Source organism: Pyxidicoccus sp. MSG2 (assembly GCF_026626705.1).
Classification (GTDB): domain Bacteria; phylum Myxococcota; class Myxococcia; order Myxococcales; family Myxococcaceae; genus Myxococcus.
The window spans coordinates 9,698,716-9,716,669 of sequence record NZ_JAPNKC010000001.1; the positions used below are offsets into that span (position 1 = coordinate 9,698,716).

Consider the following 17,954-nt stretch of genomic DNA (forward strand, 5'->3'; position numbering starts at 1 on the left):
GGCCCCGCGAACGCTCCCTGGAGCTGGCTTCGGGCCGCCACGCGAGCCCGTCTCGCTGCCCGAGGAGCCGCTGCGACGGAACGCTGCTTGAAGCGAGCGCGGGGTAGGGGAGATGACCGTGGCATGGACCCGGCTGTCCGTTCCCGGCACCCCACGGTGATTTCCGCATGGCGCGAAGAGTCCCGTCGTCGGCGCATGGAAGCGACGCCCCACCCTGGGGATTGCGCTGACACGGGCCAATGCGGAGGGTAGGCTTGCCGCGAGCGCAGCGAATCCTCTCGTGGGGCACCCATGCAGCCTGGCCACCTGAATCCGTCATGCCTCCCGTCGGGGACGAGGGTGGGGCCCTGGCGCGTGATGGAGCGGCGGGGCTATGGGGCCTACGGCGCCGTCTACCGCGCCTTCGGCGTTGAGGGGAGCCCCGGACCCGTCGCCCTCAAGCTGGCCCTGCGCCCCGGAGATGAGCGCTTCGCACGAGAAGTGGAGCTGCTCTCCCGCCTCCACCACCCGAGCGTCCCGCGCCTCATTGGCAGTGGGAGCTGGCAATCGCCGTGGGGCCTCCTCCATCCCTGGCTCGCGATGGAGTGGGTCGAGGGCCTGTCCCTGTACGAATGGGCCCAGGTGGTGAGCCCCACCTCCCGCCAGGTGCTCCACACCTTCGCCCGCCTCGCGCGGGCCCTGGCGGCCACTCATGCCGTTGAAGGCGTCCACAGAGACGTGAAGGGTGACAACGTCCTCGTGAGCGCCACGGATGGCCAGGTCTTCCTCACCGACTTCGGTTGCGGACACTACGCGGGTGCCATCCCACTGACGTCGCCGCCGTTTCCGCCCGGGACTCCGCCCTACCGCTCGCCGGAGGCCTTGCGCTCCGTGCGGCTCCCCATCCTCGAGTCGACCCCTGCCTACGCGCCCGGGCCGGCGGATGATGTCTTCGCATTGGGGGTGACTGCATACCGGCTGGTGACTGGCGAATACCCTCCCTCGGTGTCGCCGCTGGACAAGGACTCCCACGTCTGGAGCCCGGAGGGGGCGGGCCCACGGCCCGCACGAGTCGTCAACGTCCGCTGCTGCGCGGAGCTGAGCGAGCTGGTGTCGCGGATGCTCTCGGTGCGGCCCGAGGCGCGTGGCAGTGCCCGCGAGCTGGCCGAGGCTTTGGAGCGGGCCGCGAGGAAGGCGGGGCCGGAGGCGGAGGTGCCTCTCTTCGCGAGGGAGGAGGCCTGGTCCAAGGATGTATGGGCCGTCCCCAGGCACGTCGTGCAACGGGCGCCAGGGCGTCTCAATCGCTCCTGGCTCGCGGCGGCCAGCCTGGGAGGAGCCGTGGCGTTGGCAGCCTGGGGGATGATGCTGAGCGTGCAGCCCGGAGAAGAGCCCGAGCCGCGACACGCGTCAGCGCCCGAGGAGGCAAAGGATGCCGGCACCGTGGCGGTCGGAGACACCGCGTTGACGGCCCCGGTGCCGCTGGTGCGGGCGCCTTCCGCGTGGTCGACCATCGCGGTGGACGTGCCCCCCAGGCCGCTTCCAGGACAGGCGCGGCCGGACGCAACGGGCCGCTGTCCCGGCAGGGGGCAGGTTCCCATCCATGGAGGGTGCTGGCTGAAGCTGGAAGTCGACGTGAAGGATTGCGACGAGGACTACAGCAATTACGTGCATAAGGGGGCTTGTTACGGCCCCGCATTTCCGAAACCGCGTCCGCCCACCTCGGGTCCCGCGGAGCACGTCGGAAACGACTGCCCATAGCGCGAGGTGCGGAAAGCCGAAGCCAGCGGAGCCAATGACCGTTGGATGATTGTCTTTCTTTGCGCACGTCGTTTGTGAGATGCGGGCTGGACGGTGGGCGCCCAGGTAGAGGCCTGAGGGTCGCGCTACTGCGGCCGCACGAGGGTTGCGTCCGATCCGCTCTCCACGGCTGCCCAGGGGACACCGTGCGCGTCCAGCCAGAACTCATGGAGCGACGAGCCGGCAATGAGTTGCAACGGTTCCCACTCCGTGGCGCGGTACCTGCGGAACACACTCTCCCGATTGAGGGGAGGGGTACTGCCCCAGCGCTCCCAGGCTACCCAGGGCTCATGGTTGGCATCCATGACGAGCCTCACGTTGGAGGGCCCGTAGAACGGGGTCTCTTCATGGACCTGCTCCGGCGGCCCCCAGTCGTTGTACGACAGGCCGTCGTCCTTCCACCGTGAGACGAAGATGAGGCTGCCGCCCGACGACAGTCTTTCCGTCCAGGCGACGGCCGGCCCGGCGACCCCGTCCAGCGCGATGGCGACGTCCGTCGCGTTTCCACCCTCCGTGGCGAGGAGCGGCCTTCCCAGGGGAGACCCGCGTCCATCTCGGAACTCCATCACGAAGACGTGCGGGAGGGCCTGGTCCACGGGCTTCTCGGACCAGGCCACGACCACGCGGCTGGCATCCACGGCGATGGCCGGGAACGCCGCGAGGGTATTGCCCTCTGGATTGGCGGTGAGGAGATACCCCAGGCTCTCCCAGGCCGTGCCGTTCCAGCGGACGACCCCGAGTTCCTGCTCGAAGCGCATCTGGTAGACGAGGACGGGATGTCCATCCGGGGCCAGTGCCATCCGGAACCGGGCGGAACTGGAGGACCCGGTGTCCTGCGGCTCGCCCAGGCGGGTCCACGACGTGCCGTCGTACCGCATCACGTGGATATCCATGAGGCCGAAGAGGTCATCCTGCTCGCCCCAGGCAAGCACCAGGTTGCCCTCGGGGGAGCTCATGAGCTGGGGATTGAGGGCCTTGCGCGTCCGCGCCTCCGGCTCGCGAGGTGCGGGTAGGCGCTCCCACGCCTCGCCATTCCAGCGCGCGACGCCTGGCTCGTCGATTCCGTCACGGCCCCCCTCCTCGATAAATGCGACGAACGGCACCTCCCGTGGAGACGCCTGCAGGGCGAAGGCGCAGCATGAGGCGACGGTGGGCGTCTCGCTCATCGAGGGCACCGCCCGAGCGAAGGGCCAGTAGCTGAGCTCCCGCTCGAAGCTGGAGAGGTCCCATTCGAGCAGGTTGCCGGCCCGGTCCGTCATGTCCCGTTGGGACAGCTCGGCGTGCAGCGTCACCGGTGGACGCAGAGGCGCCGTCGGCACCAGCCGGAGGACCTTCCCGTCCTCGCTGAGCACCGCCTGGTGCTCGACCGGGATGCCGTCGCCATCCCGCAGCACGGTGGGCGAGGCCTGGAGCGATTCGGGCAGGAGCGGCTCGGAGAAGACGATCTCCACCGGTGTGTCCGCGGTGGGAAGGGAATGCCCTGGCCGCCAGGACGCGACCCTCGGCTGCTGTCGGTCCACGACGACCGACGCGCTCGGGCTGTCGAAGCTCCGGCCTCCCGCCGTGGCCCGCGCGACGAAGGTGAAGCCGCCCTCGGCATGGGTGGCACAGTTGACGGTGTGGACATATGGGCTGGCGAGCGTCGTGACGCTGCTCCCGTTCGTGACGAGCTCCACCTTCTTTGGCGTGCCGCCCGAGACGGCGACGGTGAGTGTCCACGTACTTCCCTCTCCGCAGAACGCCGGCCCTGTCGCCCGCACGGTGACGCCGAGCTCGGGGGGCAGCTCCGCCGGCGCGTCCGGCGCGTCCGGCGCGGACTTCAGTGAGTCACAGGCGGTGAGCCCCAGGGCCGTGCAGAGCAGCAGGGGCATCCAGGGGCGTGACAGCGCGTGGGAGGACATGCGGAGTCTTTCGTGGCGGAAGTGGCGCGAGACTTTCCTTGGACACGCGGGGCCGCCGGGATGGGACACTCCACACCCAGCCCAGGTCTTCACTGCTGGGGCTCCTGCTCCTCTCTCGCCGGAGGAAGGGCGGGGGCCTGTCCTCGACAATGCCCTGCACTTCAAGGGGGCGCGGTTCCGCATCGCACCGTGGACGTGTACCGGGTAGCCTCGCACCCGACACGCCGCTCATGACCGACGACTCCCTGACCCTCGCCTCCCTCGCTGACTTCTCCACCCTCGAGCGGCTTTTGAAGGAGCAGGGGCTGGACGCGCTCCAGGCCGCCCTCGGCCAGTTGCTGTCACGGACGCCCTCCGACGCCCTCCCGCAACAGGAGACGGGCCCCCGGGTGGGTGCCAGGACGGTTCGCGTCATTCAGCGAGCCCTCTCGCTCGACGCGGAGTTCCTGCGCGCGCACCCGGAGTCACTCTTCCAGTGCCTCTACAACCGCCTACGCTGGTTCGATGCGCCCGATGCCGCGGAGCATTTCGTCTCCGGCGACAGGGGCCCCTGGAGCGACCCGCAGGCCCATGTGTGGCAGCTCGCGAACCACTGGCGCCGGCAATGGGAGGCCCGGGGGGATGCGGCGTGGGTGGAGTCCCTGCGTCCAATCCCCGGGCCGCTGGAGGGCAACGACCAGTTCTTCTCGCACAGCGCCCAGGTGCTGTGCACCGCCTACAGCCCCTCCGGGGCGTGGCTGGCGACGGGGACGTGGGAGGACGAGCGGAACGTGCACGTCTGGGACGTGGCCACGGGGACGCGCATCCAGACGATGGCGGGACATGAGGGCGAGGTGCGGAGCGTCGCGTGGAGCCCGGATGGCACGCGGCTGGCGTCTGGCTCCCGCGACCACGACGCGCGCATCTGGGATGTCGAAACGGGCGCCCTCCTGCACGCGATGACGGGCCAGGAGGGCCAGGTGACCTCGGTGGCATTCAGCCCCGACGGCAGGTGGCTCGCCGCCGCGAACCTCGGGTGGCTCGTCCGGCTATTCGACGTGGCCACCGGCCAGCAGGTCCGCACAATCAAGGGCCACGAGCAGTCGGTGCTGAGCGTGGCCTTCCATCCGTCGGGCCGCTGGCTGGCCTCGGGGGCATCGGACAACACCACACGCATCTGGGACCTGGAGACCGGCGCGCAGGTGGCCCGAATCCCCGCCCAGACCAGCGTGTCCTCGGTGGCCTTCAGTCCGGACGGGGAATGGCTCGCGCTGAGCGACCTGGACGGCATCGTCCGCGTGGAGACACGGGGTTGGAAGCGCGTGCCTGGCGAGGGCGGACACGCCCGCTACTCGCACATCTCCTGGATTGGCAACTCGCGGCTGGGTGCACTCACCTTCAACCGCGCGGAAGTCCTGGACGCCCGAAGCGGCGATGTGCTCGCGACCCGCCCCTATCTGAGTGACGGATTCGAGCGCGGCGCGGCTTTTCATCCCGCTGGGAAGCGCTTCGCCCTGACCGCGGCTGACGGAAGGCTGCTCGTCGGCGACGTGGACGCGGCCCCCGTCCCCACGCTGCTGGCCGAGCAGGACCGCGTGAGGAACCTGTGGGGGCACGCCGAAGGGGCGCGGGGCGTCGCACGGCTGAAGCAGGCGACATGGAGCATCGATTCAGCGGGGCATGCGGACACCCTCCCGCCCGACTACCGGGAAGCCCCTTTGCAGCCATGGCGGCTCAGCCCGGATGGCGCCATCCTGGCGTGTCCCCTGATGCATCTGGGCGAGCGGCCCTACCGGCCGGGCATCCAGCTCATCGACGCGCGAAGCCGCGAGCCCGTGCGCGTCCTGTCGGCTCCGCCGAAGGACATCCCCCCCGCAGACAAGGGCGGCATCACGAGCACGTTGCCCATGGCCTTCTCTCCCGATGGACAACTCCTCGCCGCGGCCCTCCTGAAAGGCGCGGTTCATGTCTGGCGCGTCTCCGACGGGGTCCTGCTCCACACGCTCCGAAGCCCACGCGAGCCCGCGGCGATGGTGGACTTCACGCCGGATGGCGCCTTCGTCGTGTCGACCTACGAAAGCAGCTCGCGCATGTTGCTGCATGAGCTGCGAAGCGGGACGGTGGCCATCGACACCCGGACGCGCATGCACCCCGCGCTGCCCTATGCCGCGGCGGAACAGGCGCCCTGCATCGCCGTGGGACAAGGCTCCGGAGACCTCCTGCTCTTCGACCTGCCTGCGGGCTCCCACCGGACGCTCCACGTCTCGGAGTCGCCGGTCATCGGACTGGGCCTCTCCGCGAACGGCGCAATCCTGGCGGCGTGTTGCCTGGACAATCGGGTGCGTGTCTTCGATACGCGCACGGGCGGGCTGTTGCATGACCTCCCCCACGCATCCCTGGCCTTCTCGGTGGCCGTGGGCGACGGAGTCATCGTCACGCAGGCCAACGACATGCGCACGCGCATCTTCGACCTCGAAACGGGCGTGCAGCACATCGCGCTGAACGGGGGCGCGACACCCGAGGACGTCGTGCGCCGACGGTACTGGGAGACGCTGGGAGACGACCCCGTCGCGTTCCACCGGCGGCTGGAGCTCGCGCCCTGGGCCCACTTCCACGACACGATGGAGGAAACCCTCATCCTGCGGGACGGACTGGTCCTGGGACGTGGGCGGACCGAGCAGGACCTCCTGTACGTCCTGAAGCTCCACGACCCGGCCCGGAAACACGAAGGCCGGTAGTCCCGAGTTTCCTCAAGAACTACCGGCCTTTATGAGTGAGCGGCGGAAGGGATTCGAACCCTCGACCCCGAGCTTGGGAAGCTCGTGCTCTACCAACTGAGCTACCACCGCGGGCGAAGCGAGAGCCAAAGTAGGGGCCCTCCCGTGCCTTGTCAACGGGAAGTGTCGGGCTACTCCCCCTCCTCGACAGTGAGCTGATAGGCGTCCTGGAAGTTGGCCTCGCGGTTCTTCGCGTCGCGCACCTCGAAGACGTAGACGCCCGGCTCGGCGCTGTAGCGGATGCTCTCCGGCTGGTCGCCCTTGGCGCGGTCGGCCGTCTGCACGAGCGTCAGCTTCCCGTCCGGCTGCACCCGGTGCAGGTACAGCCCCACGTCCACCTTGAGGATGCCCAGCAGGGTGGCCTTGATGGGCGTGCGCACCGGCCGGTCGGACAGGTCCAGCCGGTAGAAGTCCGTGTCCTTCACCGGGTACACCGTGCCGCGCACCGCCTTGCCCGGCGTCAGCTCCTGTCCCCGGTCCGCGGTGTTGTTGGGCTCGCGCTCCTCACCGCCGTTGTCCGCCACCGTGGTGAGGCTGATGCGGTAGGGCTGCTCGGCGTTCTCGAAGTCCTTCACCCACTTGCCGTCCACCTTGCGCGACGCGCCCTCCACCCGGAAGTAGCAGGTGCCGCTGCACGCCACGTTGTTGAGGCGCTCGGGCTCCTTCACCTCGCCGTCGTTGACGCGCAGGAGCACCGTCTCCTTCTCCCCGTCGCCCTGCGGCGGCTCCACCATGGACAGCACCAGGTCCAGCCGCTCCACGCCGGACAGCTCCACCCTGGCCAGCACCGGCTCGGCCGTCTTGAGCACGAAGTGGTCCAGGTCTCCCTTCGGCGAGAGGAAGCCCTCGCGGTAGCCCCCGGCCGTCAGCGGCGTGGCCTTGTAGAGCTCGTCGTTGGGCTCCAGCTCCGCGTTGGCCCCGGCCTCCTCCTGCGTCACCGTGAGCGTGTACGGCGCGGTGGCGCTGAAGGTGCGGCGGGTCTCCTTGCCCGTGCCCGTCCAGCCTCCCTTCACCACCACGTAGACGACGCGGTCCGTGGCTCGCACGCCGATGTTGCGCAGGGACAGCGCCTCGCCCTCCTTGCCCCGCAGGGTGAACAGCGGCGCTTCCGCCGCCGACAGCACGGACAGCTCCGGCCGCACGCCCTCCACCCCGGACAAATCAATCTTCAGCGCCACCGACGGAGGCTCGGGCGGCACCGCTGGCGCCGCCGTCCCGGCGTCCTGCGCCTGCGTCGCGGCCTGGGCCGCCGCCATGCCGCCCACCTCGCCCGGCGTAGGCTGGCCCTCGGCGGCCGGAGCGGGCGGAGGCGGCTCGCCCCCGGCGAAGGTGCCCTCGGAGGAGGGCGGGGGGACTTCCTGCGCGGCGGCTCCCTCGCCACCCGGAGGCGGTGTGGCGCCGCCGGAGCCCGGAGCGGGGGCGCCTTCCGTGCCGGGAGCGGGAGCCCCCTCGGGCGCGGGCGCCGTGCCCTCGGAGCCTGGAGCGGTGCCACCGGCGGGGGCGGCGGGCTCGGGCAGTTCGATGCGGTACCAGTCCTCGTCCCCGGCGTGGCCCAGGAAGGCCGTCACCGTCTGGCCCAGGGGCAGGGGGGCCGCGTCCACGGCCCTGTCATTGGGCTCGCGCTCCTCGCCGTCGTTGGGGGCGCGCATCCGCACGTCGAGGGTGTAGGCGCCGCCCACGCCCTTGCGCGCGGGCACCACGCGCACCCAGCGCTCGCCCTCCACGTAGAGGTTGGGGTAGCGCTCCGGCTTGCCCTCGCCCTCGCTGTTGATGGCGGCCAGCCGGTTGCGGTCCCTGTCGTATACCTCCAGGGTGATGTCACCGCCGGGCAGCCCGGACACGGTGACGTCCGCCACCCGGGCCGCGGGAGGCGCCAGGCGGTACCAGTCCTCGTCCGCCTTGTTCGGCTGCGCGGCCAGGTCCGCCGTCACCGTGCTGTCCCGGGTGAGCGTGAGCGCCTGGTCCGGCCGCTCGTTGGGCTCCTTCTCCGTGAGGGCGGAGGGCCCCGTCTCCACCGGGCCCGCGTCCGAGACTGCCGGCGTCTTGTCCTCCTTGCAGGCAACCAGCATCGCCGCCAGCACACAGCCCCACCCCCAACGTCGCATCACGGTCTCCTCCGGAAACAGGCCGTCATCCTTCCTCGCGGCGACCCGGTGTCAAGCGCCCCAACATCCGCGCCGGTGCTTTCATCCGCGATTGGAGCCCCCTCGCCCGGCGATCAAAGATGCACGCCCATGCGAAGCCTGCTCCTCGCCCCCCTCCTGCTCGCCACCAGCGCCTCCGCCGCCTCCAACGTCCCCCCGGGCTACGTGGAGACCTCCGACTGGCTGGAGCGCAAGGGCCAGCCCCAGCACTACAGTCCCCTGAACCTCCTCGACGGCCGGGACACCACCGCGTGGTGCTCCACCGGCGACGCCCCGTCCCCCATCACCATCGGCTTCAAGGACGCCGTCACCGTGGACGAGGTACGCGTGTACACGGGGGACGGCACGGACCGGGCCGCATTCAAGGCCCGCGCCCGCGCGAGGAAGTTCACCCTCACCAGCGTGGATGCCTCCCGCGGCCTCAAGGTGGAGGACAAGCGGGGCCTGCAGGCGGTGACGCTCAGCCAGCCCCTGAGCGGCGCGCGCTTCATCCTGGAAGTCGTGGACCGCTTCCCCGGCACCGACGACGCGGCCCCCGTCTGCATCACCGACCTGGTCTTCTACTCGGGCGGCAAGGCCCTCAACGGGCTGTGGCTCGCCCCGCGCCTGAAGTACGACGCGCGCCTGGCGCCGCTGTTGGGCACCTGGTTCGGCGGCCTGGAGGGCGCGCCCGAGAGCTTCCTGTCCTTCTACATGGACGGCACGTTCCGCTTCACCCGCGAGCCCCTGGAGGGCGGCGGCCCCACGTCCGTCACCGGGACGTACACGCTGTCCGGAAACCGACTGTCCCTGGAGGTGCCGAAGCGCGGAAGGGTGACGGCCCGCCTCCAGAAGGGTGGGGAGGAGGGCGTACGGGTGCCCGAGGCCTCGCTCGAAGTGGAGGGGCCCCTGGCGGAAGGGTGGGGCCGCGAGTTCCGCGGCAGGCCCTGAGCCGTGGCGGGGCGGCGGCGAGCGCCACCCGGCCCGGGCTCCGGGAGGAGCCGGGCGCCTAGAGGGCCGCCAGCTTCTTCTTCGAGCTGAAGTGGCGGAAGAAGGCGATGATTTCCTCCACCGCGATCTTCACGTCGGTGGCGTCCTGGAACTCCGACTCCAGGAAGATGCCTCCGCAGGATTCACATGTGTCGTAGTGAAGCGGATGCTGGCGGTCGCCACCGTCCACGCGGACGAGGTCCACCTGGCACTCGGGGCACTGACCTGTCAGTGCCTGCGCATCCACCTTGCCGCCCTGGCTCTCCAGCCCGGGGAGGTTGTTGTGGAGCAGGACCCGGTTGAGGTCCGCGACGTCGATCCAGAGACCGCCGCAGTCTCCACACTTTCGCAACGTCAGATCATCCCCCTCGAGATCTGCCATCTCGACGTTGCAGCTGGGGCAATCCATGGGGCCGTTCATTCTCCTGCAGGGGGGGAGGGATGCTCCCCAGTGGTTCGGAGAATGATAGGTCGTGCGAAAATTCGGATGCAACCCACGTTGCCGCTTCTGTTGGCAACGCGCCGTCTCTGCGCCCCTCCCCCTAGTCCCTTACGCCTTCGCCTTCACCCGCCGGATGTCCGCGCCCAGGCTTCGCAGCTTGCGCTCCAGGCGCTCGTAGCCACGGTCCAGGTGGTACACGCGGCTGACGTCCGTGCGCCCCTCGGCCCGCAGGCCCGCGAGGATGAGGGACGCGCTCGCCCTCAAGTCCGTGGCCATGACGGGCGCCCCGCTCAGCCCCTTCACCCCCTTCACCACCGCGGTGTGTCCCTGGATGGTGATGTCCGCCCCCAGCCGGTGCAGCTCCGGGACGTGCATGAAGCGGTTCTCGAAGATGTTTTCGCTGATGACGGACGTTCCCTGGCTGACGGACATGAGGGCCATGAGCTGGGCCTGCATGTCGGTGGGGAAGCCCGGGTGCTCGGTGGTGTTGATGTTCACCGCGGTGAGCGTGCGGGGGGCCTTGCAGCGCAGGCCGCCGCCCTCGGCGGTGAGGGTGCAGCCCGCCTCGCGCAGCTTGTCCACCACGGCCTCCAGGTGCTCGGGGACCGCGTGCTTCACCAGCACGTTGCCGCCGGAGATGGCCGCCGCGACGAGCAGGGTGCCCGCTTCGATGCGGTCCGGGAGGATGGCGTGCTCCACGGGCTTGAGGCCCTCCACGCCCTCGACGGTGATGACGGAGGTGCCGGCGCCCTCGATGCGGGCGCCCATCTTGTTGAGGACGCGGGCCAGTTCCTCGATTTCGGGCTCGCGGGCGCAGTTCTCCATGACGGTGCGGCCCTTCGCGAGCACCGCCGCCATCAGCACGTTCTCCGTGCCGGTGACGGTGATGACGTCGAAGTTGACGGTGCCGCCCTTGAGCTGCTTCGCCCGGGCCTCCACGTAGCCTTCCGTCAGGTGGATGTCCGCGCCCAGGGCCTTGAGCCCCTTGAGGTGCTGGTCGATGGGCCGCGCGCCGATGGCGCACCCGCCCGGCATGGACACGCGCGCCCGGCCGAAGCGGGCGACGAGCGGGCCCAGCACCAGCACGCTGGCGCGCATCGTCTTCACCAGGTCGTACGGCGCTTCCGGGTGGATGTGGCCGTTGACGCCCACCTGGCAGACGTCCTTCTTGCGGGCGGTGAGCCGCTCCGCGTCGCAGCCCATGGTCCGCAGCACCTTGAGCATGGTGCCGACGTCCGCCAGGTCCGGGACGTTCCGGTAGGTGGAGGTGCCATCCGCCAGCAGCGCGGAGGCCAGGATGGGCAGCGCCGCGTTCTTCGCGCCCGAGGCCTGCACCTCACCGTGCAGCTCCGCGCCACCCTTCATTACGATCTTGTCCATGGTTCCCTGCTTCTTCAGCCCTGTGGCCCGTCAGCCACGGGCTGTGTCCCAAAAGCCATGCGCTCCCGCCGCTCCAGGTCCTTCTCCACGCGCGCATCCGCGTACCCCGCGGCCCGCAGGAGCTCCAGGACGGCGGGGCCCTGAGTCTCGCCAATCTCCATTGCAAGGAGCCCGCCAGGCTCCAGGAAGCGCCGCGCACCCGTCACCACCCGGCGGATGGCGACGAGCCCGTCCGGCCCGCCGTCCAGCGCCAGCTTCGGCTCGCGGCGCACCTCGGCGGACAGCGTCGCGATTTCCGCGGTGTCGATGTAGGGCGGGTTGGAGACCACCACCCGGAAGCGCGCGTCCGGCGGCACCGGGGAGAACAGGTCCCCCTGCAGCACCGTCACCCTGTCGGCCACCTTGAGGGCCTCCGCGTTCTCCTTCGCCAGCGCGCACGCGTCCGGGGACAAATCCGTGGCCACCACCGTGGCCTGCGGGCGCTCGGCCGCGAGGCTGATGGCGATGCAGCCCGAGCCCGTGCACACGTCCAGCGCCCGCGACGGCGCGTCCTTCGGCAGCATGCGCAGCGCCGCTTCGACGAGGAGCTCCGTCTCCGGCCTGGGAATCAGCACCCGCGCGTCCACCTTGAAGGTGCGGTTGTAGAACTCGCGCACGCCGGTGAGGTACTGCGTGGGCTCGCCGCCCAGGCGCCGCTCAATCAGCGCGCGGAAGGTGCCCAGCTCCTCCTTGGAGAGGGGCCGGTCCAGGTCCACGTAGAGCCGGACGCGGCCCACCTTGAGCACGTGCGACAGCAGCACCTCGGCGGTGAGCCGGGGGCTGTCCACCTGCCGCTTCTCGAAGTGCTGCGTCGTCCAGGTGAGGACCCTGCGGATGGTCCAGGTCTCGCTGCTCATGCGTCGGGAGAGGCGGGCCGCGAGCCGCCGGTCTGCGCCTTGAGCGCCTCGGCCTGGTAGTAGGTCCGGCAGGCGGTGATGACGTCTTCAATCCCGCCCGCCATGATGCCCGGCAGGTTGTGCACGGTGAGCCCGATGCGGTGGTCCGTCAGCCGGTCCTGCGGGAAGTTGTAGGTGCGAATCTTCTCGCTGCGGTCGCCGGTGCCCACCTGCGAGCGGCGCGTGGAGTCGCGCTCGGCGCGCAGGCGCTCCTGCTCCATCTCGTAGATTTTCGCGCGGAGCATGCGCAGCGCCATGTTGTAGTTCTTGAGCTGGCTCTTCTCCTGCTGGCACTTCACCACGATGCCCGTGGGCCGGTGGGTGAGGCGCACCGCGGAGTCCGTCGTGTTGACGCTCTGGCCACCGGCGCCGGTGGAGCGCATCGCCTGCCGGTCGATGTCCGCCTCGTTGAGCTTCACGTCCACCTCCTCGGCTTCCGGCATGACGGCCACCGTAATCGTGGAGGTGTGGATGCGGCCCTGCGTCTCGGTGGCGGGCACGCGCTGCACGCGGTGCACGCCGGACTCGTACTTCAGGCTGCTGAACACGGCGTCCCCGGACAGCGTCACCGTGGCGTCCTTGATGCCACCGGCGTTGCCCGCGCTCATGTCGATGATGTCCGACTTCCAACCCCGCCGGTCCGCGTAGCGGAGGTACATCTGCATGACCTCCTCCGCGAAGAGGGACGCCTCGTCGCCACCCGCGCCGGCGCGGATTTCGAGGATGACGTTCTTCTCGTCGTTGGGGTCCTTGGGGAGCAGCAGGAGCTTGAGCTGGGACTCCAGCTCCTCGCGCTGCTCCTTGAGGCCGGGCAGGGCCTCGCGGGCATAGGCCTTCTCGTCCGGGTCCGAGCTGCCGAGCCAGGCTTCGACCTCGTTCAGGTCGGCCAGCACCTTGCGGTAGGTGCGGAAGGTGTCCACCAGCTTTTCCAGGCCCGCACGCTCCTTGGAGACCTTCTGGAGCCTCGCCGAGTCGGCGAGCACGTCGGGGTTCGACAGGTCGGCGGTGAGGCGCTCGAACCGGCGCTCGACGTCTTCGAGTTTGTCAATCATCGTTCTTCCGGGGGGTATTGCCCCTTTGTCCGCCCTCTGGCAAGGGTGGGCGGAGTCAAGAAATTCCTTGGCTGCCTGGGCGGTCGCATGAAAGAAGGGCCGCCCTCACCGCCCTTTGGCGGTCGGTCTCACATCACCTACACGGAGTCCTTCCACATGCCCGCCCAGAAGGGAAATCGTTCCAAGAAGAAGGTCGCCAACCGCGCCAAGGGTCGGAAGGCCCAGCTGAAGCGCCGCCGTAGCCGCGCCAAGAAGGGCCAGTCCAACAACAAGGTCTAGTTGCCCGGCTACTCCCTCCCTCGGGGTTCGGGGGAGGGAGGCGGGCGGGCCCACGGCTCCAGTTCGGGCAGCATCCGCTCCACGGTGCCCGAGGAGCTGGCCAGCAGTCGCAGGACGTCCTCCGCCTCGGCACCCGTGACGGGCACCGGCTGGAAGGGCAGCTCCGGGAAGCGGTCGGAGCGCAGGGGCAGCACCTCGCTGGAGAGGTAACCGCCGGGCCCGAAGCGGGCCTTCCACAGCGCGCTGCGCTTGTCGCGCGGGTTCCAGTTTCCACCAAAGACGAAGTTGCCCAGCGAGTAGACGACGGGCGCGCCCTGGAACAGCTCCATGGACTGGAGCACGTGCGGGTGGCTGCCGAGCACGCCGCTGGCGCCGGCTTCAATGGCCGCGTGGGCCAGGCGCACCTGGTACGGCTCCGGCGAGTAGGTGCCCTCGCGGCCCCAGTGGAAGAAGGGCAGGACGATGTCCGCCTGCTGCTTCGCGGCGAGGATGTCCTCGCGGAGCATCCGCTCCATGACGTCCACGTCGGAGAAGTGCCCGGCCACGCCCGGCGTCGTCTCGGTGGCGTAGACCTCGGGCGGCTCGATGTTGCGCTCGCCGAGGAAGAAGTAGCCGAGGAAGGCCACGCGCAGGCCGCCCACGGTGAGGATGGCGGGCCGGCGCGCCTCGGCGAGAGTCCTCCCCGCGCCGAAGTAGGGGATGCGCGCCGTCTCCAGCGTCACCAGCGTGTCCACCAGCCCCTGGGGGCCGTAGTCCATCATGTGGTTGTTGGCGAGGCTGACCACGTCCACGCCGCCGGCCAGGAGCGCGCCCACCAATTCCGGCCGCGCGCGGAAGTTGAAGTTCTTGGGCAGCTTCTCTCCGCCCTCGGTGAAGGGGCACTCCAGGTTGACGGCGAAGAGGTCCGCCGCGTCGCCCAGGGGCTTCACCTCCTTGAAGCCGTACGCGAGCATCTCCTCGCGCGAGCGCCCCTTGGCCACCTGGTCGTCGAAGTACGTCTGGAGGTTGTGACCCAGTGTCACGTCGCCACCGACCACAAGAGTAATGGGCTGGACAGGCGGGCCGGCGTCCGCTGCCCCGGCCAGCGTGTCCGGCGGGGCGGGGAGCGAGACGACGCCCGCGTCCGGCTCTGGAGGGGCCGTCTGGCCCGGTCCCGGCGACGGAGGGAGCTCCGCTGGGGGAGCGGGGCGCGGATGACAGGCGGCGAACACGAGCAGCAGGAGGGCGGCGTGGCGCATGGGCACGGGGAAACTCTACCTTGCACCTGTCGTTGCGCGGCGCGTAGATTGCCCGCGCGCTCATGGCCCGGGAAAAGGACAACATCGCGCTCTCCGACGAGCACAACACTCGCGGAATCGAGCTGGCGGACCGGGGTTGGCTCGATGAGGCCATCAAGGAGTTCAAGAAGGCCATCGATCTGGACCCCAGCTCGGCCCACGCGCACGACAACCTGGCGACCGTCTACGCGGAGAAGAAGCTCTTCCGCGAGGCGCTCACCGAGTACCTCACCGCCCTGAAGCTGGAGCCGGAGAGCGCCACGGCGCACTACAACCTGGCCTGCTTCCTCTCCACCCACGCCGGGGAGATGGCGGTGGAGGAGTACAAGGAAGCCATCGAGCTGGACCCGGAGTATCCGGACGCGCACCTCAACCTCGGCCTCACCTATGCGGACCAGGGGCGGGTGGAAGAGGCCATGCGCGAGCTGCAGACGGCCATCGAGCTGGACCCGCAGGACGCCTTCCCCCGTCACGAGCTGGCCGCGCTGATGATGGACGAGGGCGACTACCGCTCCGCGATTACGCAGCTGAAGGAAGTGGTGCGGCTGGAGCCGGACAACTTCGAGGCCCAGTTGGATCTGGGCATCTGCTACGCGCAGAAGGGCTTCTACGCGGAAGCGGAGCGCGCCTACGAGCGGGCCCGGGCGCTGAACCCCGAGGACCTGCTGCTCAACTACAACCTGGCCGCGCTGTTCGCGCTCTGGGGACGGCCGAAGGACGCCGTGCAGTACCTCCAGAAGTCGCTGGCGGCGGACCGCCCCAAGGTCATGGGGTGGCTGTCCACGGACCCCATGTTCGACGCCCTCAAGGGCGACCCCGACTTCGAAGCCCTGTTCTGAGCCACCGCCATGGGAATGGAATGGGTGTTCCTCGGACTGGCGATCCTCCTGGTCTTCGCCAACGGCTTCTTCGTGGCGACCGAGTTCGCCATCGTGAAGATTCGCGTCACGCGCCTGCAGGCGCTGGTGGACGAGGGCCAGCCGGGCGCCGCCACCGCGATGAAGATGGTGAGCCACCTGGACGCGTACCTGTCCGCGACCCAGTTCGGCATCACCCTGGCGTCGCTGGGGCTGGGCTGGCTGGGTGAGCCGGCCTTCGCCGCGCTGCTGGAGCCGGTGCTGGTGAGGCTGGTGCCGGAGGGCTCCGCCGCGACGTTGGCCCACACGGCGGCGGTGGTCATCGCCTTCAGCATCATCACCTTCCTGCACATCGTCATCGGAGAGCTGGCGCCCAAGAGCCTGGCGATCCAGCGCGCCGAGTCCACCACGCTCGCCGTCGCGCTGCCGATGCGGGTGTTCTACTTCGTCTTCTACCCGGCCATCGTCCTGCTCAACGGGCTGGCGGCGTGGGTGCTGCGCCTGTTCGGCCTGCACTCGGTGGGCGAGGAGTCACACGACGCCCACAGCGAGGACGAGCTGCGCGTCATCCTCCACAGCTCGGCGCAGGCGGGGGCGATTACCTCTGCGCGCGCGGAGCTGCTCGAGCGGGCGCTGGAGATGGCGCAGAAGACGGCGCGGCAGGTGATGGTGCCGCGCAACCAGGTGAAGTTCCTCGACGTGGAGGAGCCGCTGGACAAGTGCATCGCCGACGCTCGCGCGGCGGGCCACACGTGGCTGCCGGTGTGCCGGGGCAACCTCGACGAGGTGGAGGGCCTGGTCAACGCGAAGGACCTCTTCTTCCTGCTGTCGCGCGGGGAGCTGCGCAGCCTGGCGCAGGTGCAGCGGCCGGTGCTCTTCATCCCGGAGAACGCCACGCTGGAGCAGCTGCTGGCCGAGTTCCGCCGCCGCCGCCGCCAGACGGCGCTGGTGGTGGACGAGCACGGCGGCACGTCCGGCCTGGTGACGATTGCCGACGTGGTGGCCGAGGTGGTGGGCGACGTGGCGGAGTTGGGCCGCCGCGTGGAGGAGGTGCGCTCGCTGCCGGGCGGCCGCTTCGAGCTGCCGGGCACCACGCAGCTGGATGATCTGGAGGAGCGGCTGGACGTCAACTTCGACCTCGACGAGGACGAAGAGGGCGAAGTCACCACCATCGCCGGCTACCTCATGGCGCGGCTGGGGCGTGTCCCGGAGAAGGGGGACACCCTGAAGCTCGACATGTGGCGGGTGCTGGTGGAGGAGGTCGACGGGCCGCGCGTGGTGCGGGTGACGGTGGAGCCCCAGTCCCGCGCCGCCCCGGGCCCGCGCACGGCCGCGGATGCCGCGTCCGCGCCGGCCTCGGAGTCCGCGGCGGCGCCTCCGGGGGAGACGCCGCCGTCGTCCTCGAACGAGTCGGCGTAGAAGCTAGCCCTTCGGGTCCTTCTTCGCGGCCACGGCCTTCTTCATCACCTTCGCCTTGCTGGCGGCCCTGGGCGGCTCCGGGCGCTCCACCTTGAGCAACTCCAGGTCGGTGTTGCCGGCCGTCTCCAGCTTGACGATGCCCACGCCGGGGGCGAACCAGATGAAGCTCTCCATGGAGCGTCCCTGGGCGCCGGGCCGGCTGGAGCGCGCCGTGGTGATGTTCTTCACCTTGAGCGCCTTGAACGTCCCGGCGGCGACGGTGACCTCCTCCTCGCCCACCACCGTGGCCTCCTTGTCGAACGTGGTGGCGATGGTGGGGCGCAGGCCCCCCGTCTTGCTCGCGGGCGGCTGGAGCTTCACGGAGAGGCTGTTCTTCCACGTCCCCCCGAGCACCATGGTGGAGGGCGCGGGCACGGCGACGCCCTCGGCGCTCACCACCTGCACGTCCATGCCGGACGCGGAGAGCAGGGTGCCCTCCAGGCCGCCCAGGCCCGTGCGGATGCCCTCGGAGGTACAGGTGGCCTCCGTCTGGCCCTCACGGTTCTTCAGCTTCACCGCGACGGTGCCCTTGAGGCCCTCCGGCACCGGCGTCACGTCCTGCGTGGAGAGCACCATCTCCGAGGACTTGCCTGCCCGGTAGGTCAGCTTGAGGCCGTCCTCCAGCGGGAAATACGGGTTGGGGCAGGCGGGCGCAGAGGCAACCGCCGGCGTGTCAGACCGGGGTGCTACGTCCGGCGTAGGGGACGCTCCCATGAGAAGCGACACGG

At 70.0% G+C, this 17,954-nt stretch carries 14 protein-coding genes and 1 tRNA gene; 6 read left to right on the forward strand and 9 right to left on the reverse strand.

Translation table 11 applies throughout. The features are described from left to right. Nucleotides 1-339 precede the first annotated feature (339 nt). The gene (locus OV427_RS38055; RefSeq protein WP_324290023.1) at nt 340-1,737 is read left to right on the forward strand and encodes a serine/threonine-protein kinase; all 1,398 of its coding nucleotides are present in this window, start codon (nt 340-342) and stop codon (nt 1,735-1,737) included. A gap of 125 nt (nt 1,738-1,862) precedes the next feature. Here OV427_RS38055 and OV427_RS38060 read toward each other — a convergent pair whose 3' ends face one another. Next, a complete protein-coding gene (locus OV427_RS38060) occupies nt 1,863-3,677 on the reverse strand; it encodes an Ig-like domain-containing protein (protein WP_267861132.1) in 1,815 nt (604 codons plus the stop codon). A gap of 230 nt (nt 3,678-3,907) precedes the next feature. On the opposite strand from OV427_RS38060, the gene OV427_RS38065 reads away from it, so the two are divergent. After that, the gene (locus tag OV427_RS38065) at nt 3,908-6,394 is read left to right on the forward strand and encodes a WD40 repeat domain-containing protein (RefSeq protein ID WP_267861133.1); all 2,487 of its coding nucleotides are present in this window, start codon (nt 3,908-3,910) and stop codon (nt 6,392-6,394) included. A gap of 38 nt (nt 6,395-6,432) precedes the next feature. Here OV427_RS38065 and OV427_RS38070 read toward each other — a convergent pair. Both OV427_RS38070 and OV427_RS38075 read right to left on the reverse strand, forming a co-directional pair. Beyond that, nucleotides 6,433-6,505, reverse strand: a tRNA-Gly gene (locus OV427_RS38070). Between the two features lie 59 nt (nt 6,506-6,564). Further along, a complete protein-coding gene (locus tag OV427_RS38075; RefSeq protein ID WP_267861134.1) occupies nt 6,565-8,538 on the reverse strand; it encodes an ABC transporter substrate-binding protein in 1,974 nt (657 codons plus the stop codon). 129 nt (nt 8,539-8,667) lie between these two features. Between OV427_RS38075 and OV427_RS38080 the strand changes: the two genes are divergently transcribed. Next, on the forward strand, nt 8,668-9,507 hold the full coding sequence (locus OV427_RS38080; protein ID WP_267861135.1) for a discoidin domain-containing protein: 840 nt from the start codon (nt 8,668-8,670) through the stop codon (nt 9,505-9,507). Nucleotides 9,508-9,565: 58 nt separating this feature from the next. On the opposite strand, the gene OV427_RS38085 is transcribed toward OV427_RS38080, so the two are convergent. From OV427_RS38085 to prfA, 4 genes are all read right to left on the reverse strand, one after another. After that, a complete protein-coding gene (locus OV427_RS38085; RefSeq protein WP_267861136.1) occupies nt 9,566-9,955 on the reverse strand; it encodes a zf-TFIIB domain-containing protein in 390 nt (129 codons plus the stop codon). Nucleotides 9,956-10,096: 141 nt separating this feature from the next. Next, nucleotides 10,097-11,368: a UDP-N-acetylglucosamine 1-carboxyvinyltransferase gene (murA, locus tag OV427_RS38090; RefSeq protein ID WP_267861137.1), complete on the reverse strand. Its 1,272-nt coding sequence runs from the start codon at nt 11,366-11,368 to the stop codon at nt 10,097-10,099. Nucleotides 11,369-11,382: 14 nt separating this feature from the next. Then, nucleotides 11,383-12,264 carry a peptide chain release factor N(5)-glutamine methyltransferase gene (gene prmC, locus OV427_RS38095; RefSeq protein ID WP_267861138.1) on the reverse strand — a complete coding sequence of 294 codons (882 nt, stop codon included), beginning with the start codon at nt 12,262-12,264 and terminating at the stop codon, nt 11,383-11,385. Then, nucleotides 12,261-13,355, reverse strand: coding sequence for a peptide chain release factor 1 (gene prfA, locus OV427_RS38100; protein ID WP_267861139.1), 1,095 nt, complete (start codon nt 13,353-13,355; stop codon nt 12,261-12,263). The genes prmC and prfA overlap by 4 nt, the downstream gene beginning before the upstream one ends. A gap of 156 nt (nt 13,356-13,511) precedes the next feature. On the opposite strand from prfA, the gene OV427_RS38105 reads away from it, so the two are divergent. Further along, a complete protein-coding gene (locus tag OV427_RS38105) occupies nt 13,512-13,634 on the forward strand; it encodes a hypothetical protein (protein WP_013941470.1) in 123 nt (40 codons plus the stop codon). Between the two features lie 8 nt (nt 13,635-13,642). Here the strand turns inward: OV427_RS38105 and OV427_RS38110 are convergent, their stop codons facing one another. Further along, a complete protein-coding gene (locus OV427_RS38110) occupies nt 13,643-14,872 on the reverse strand; it encodes a CapA family protein (RefSeq protein ID WP_267861140.1) in 1,230 nt (409 codons plus the stop codon). A gap of 62 nt (nt 14,873-14,934) precedes the next feature. Here OV427_RS38110 and OV427_RS38115 point away from each other — a divergent pair, with 62 nt between their 5' ends. Together OV427_RS38115 and OV427_RS38120 are read left to right on the forward strand one after the other, a co-directional pair. Beyond that, nucleotides 14,935-15,750: a tetratricopeptide repeat protein gene (locus tag OV427_RS38115; protein WP_163998505.1), complete on the forward strand. Its 816-nt coding sequence runs from the start codon at nt 14,935-14,937 to the stop codon at nt 15,748-15,750. Nucleotides 15,751-15,759: 9 nt separating this feature from the next. Beyond that, a complete protein-coding gene (locus OV427_RS38120) occupies nt 15,760-17,187 on the forward strand; it encodes a hemolysin family protein (protein WP_267861141.1) in 1,428 nt (475 codons plus the stop codon). Between the two features lie 3 nt (nt 17,188-17,190). Here OV427_RS38120 and OV427_RS38125 read toward each other — a convergent pair whose 3' ends face one another. After that, on the reverse strand, nt 17,191-17,940 hold the full coding sequence (locus OV427_RS38125; protein WP_267861142.1) for a hypothetical protein: 750 nt from the start codon (nt 17,938-17,940) through the stop codon (nt 17,191-17,193). Between the last annotated feature and the right edge of the window lie 14 nt (nt 17,941-17,954).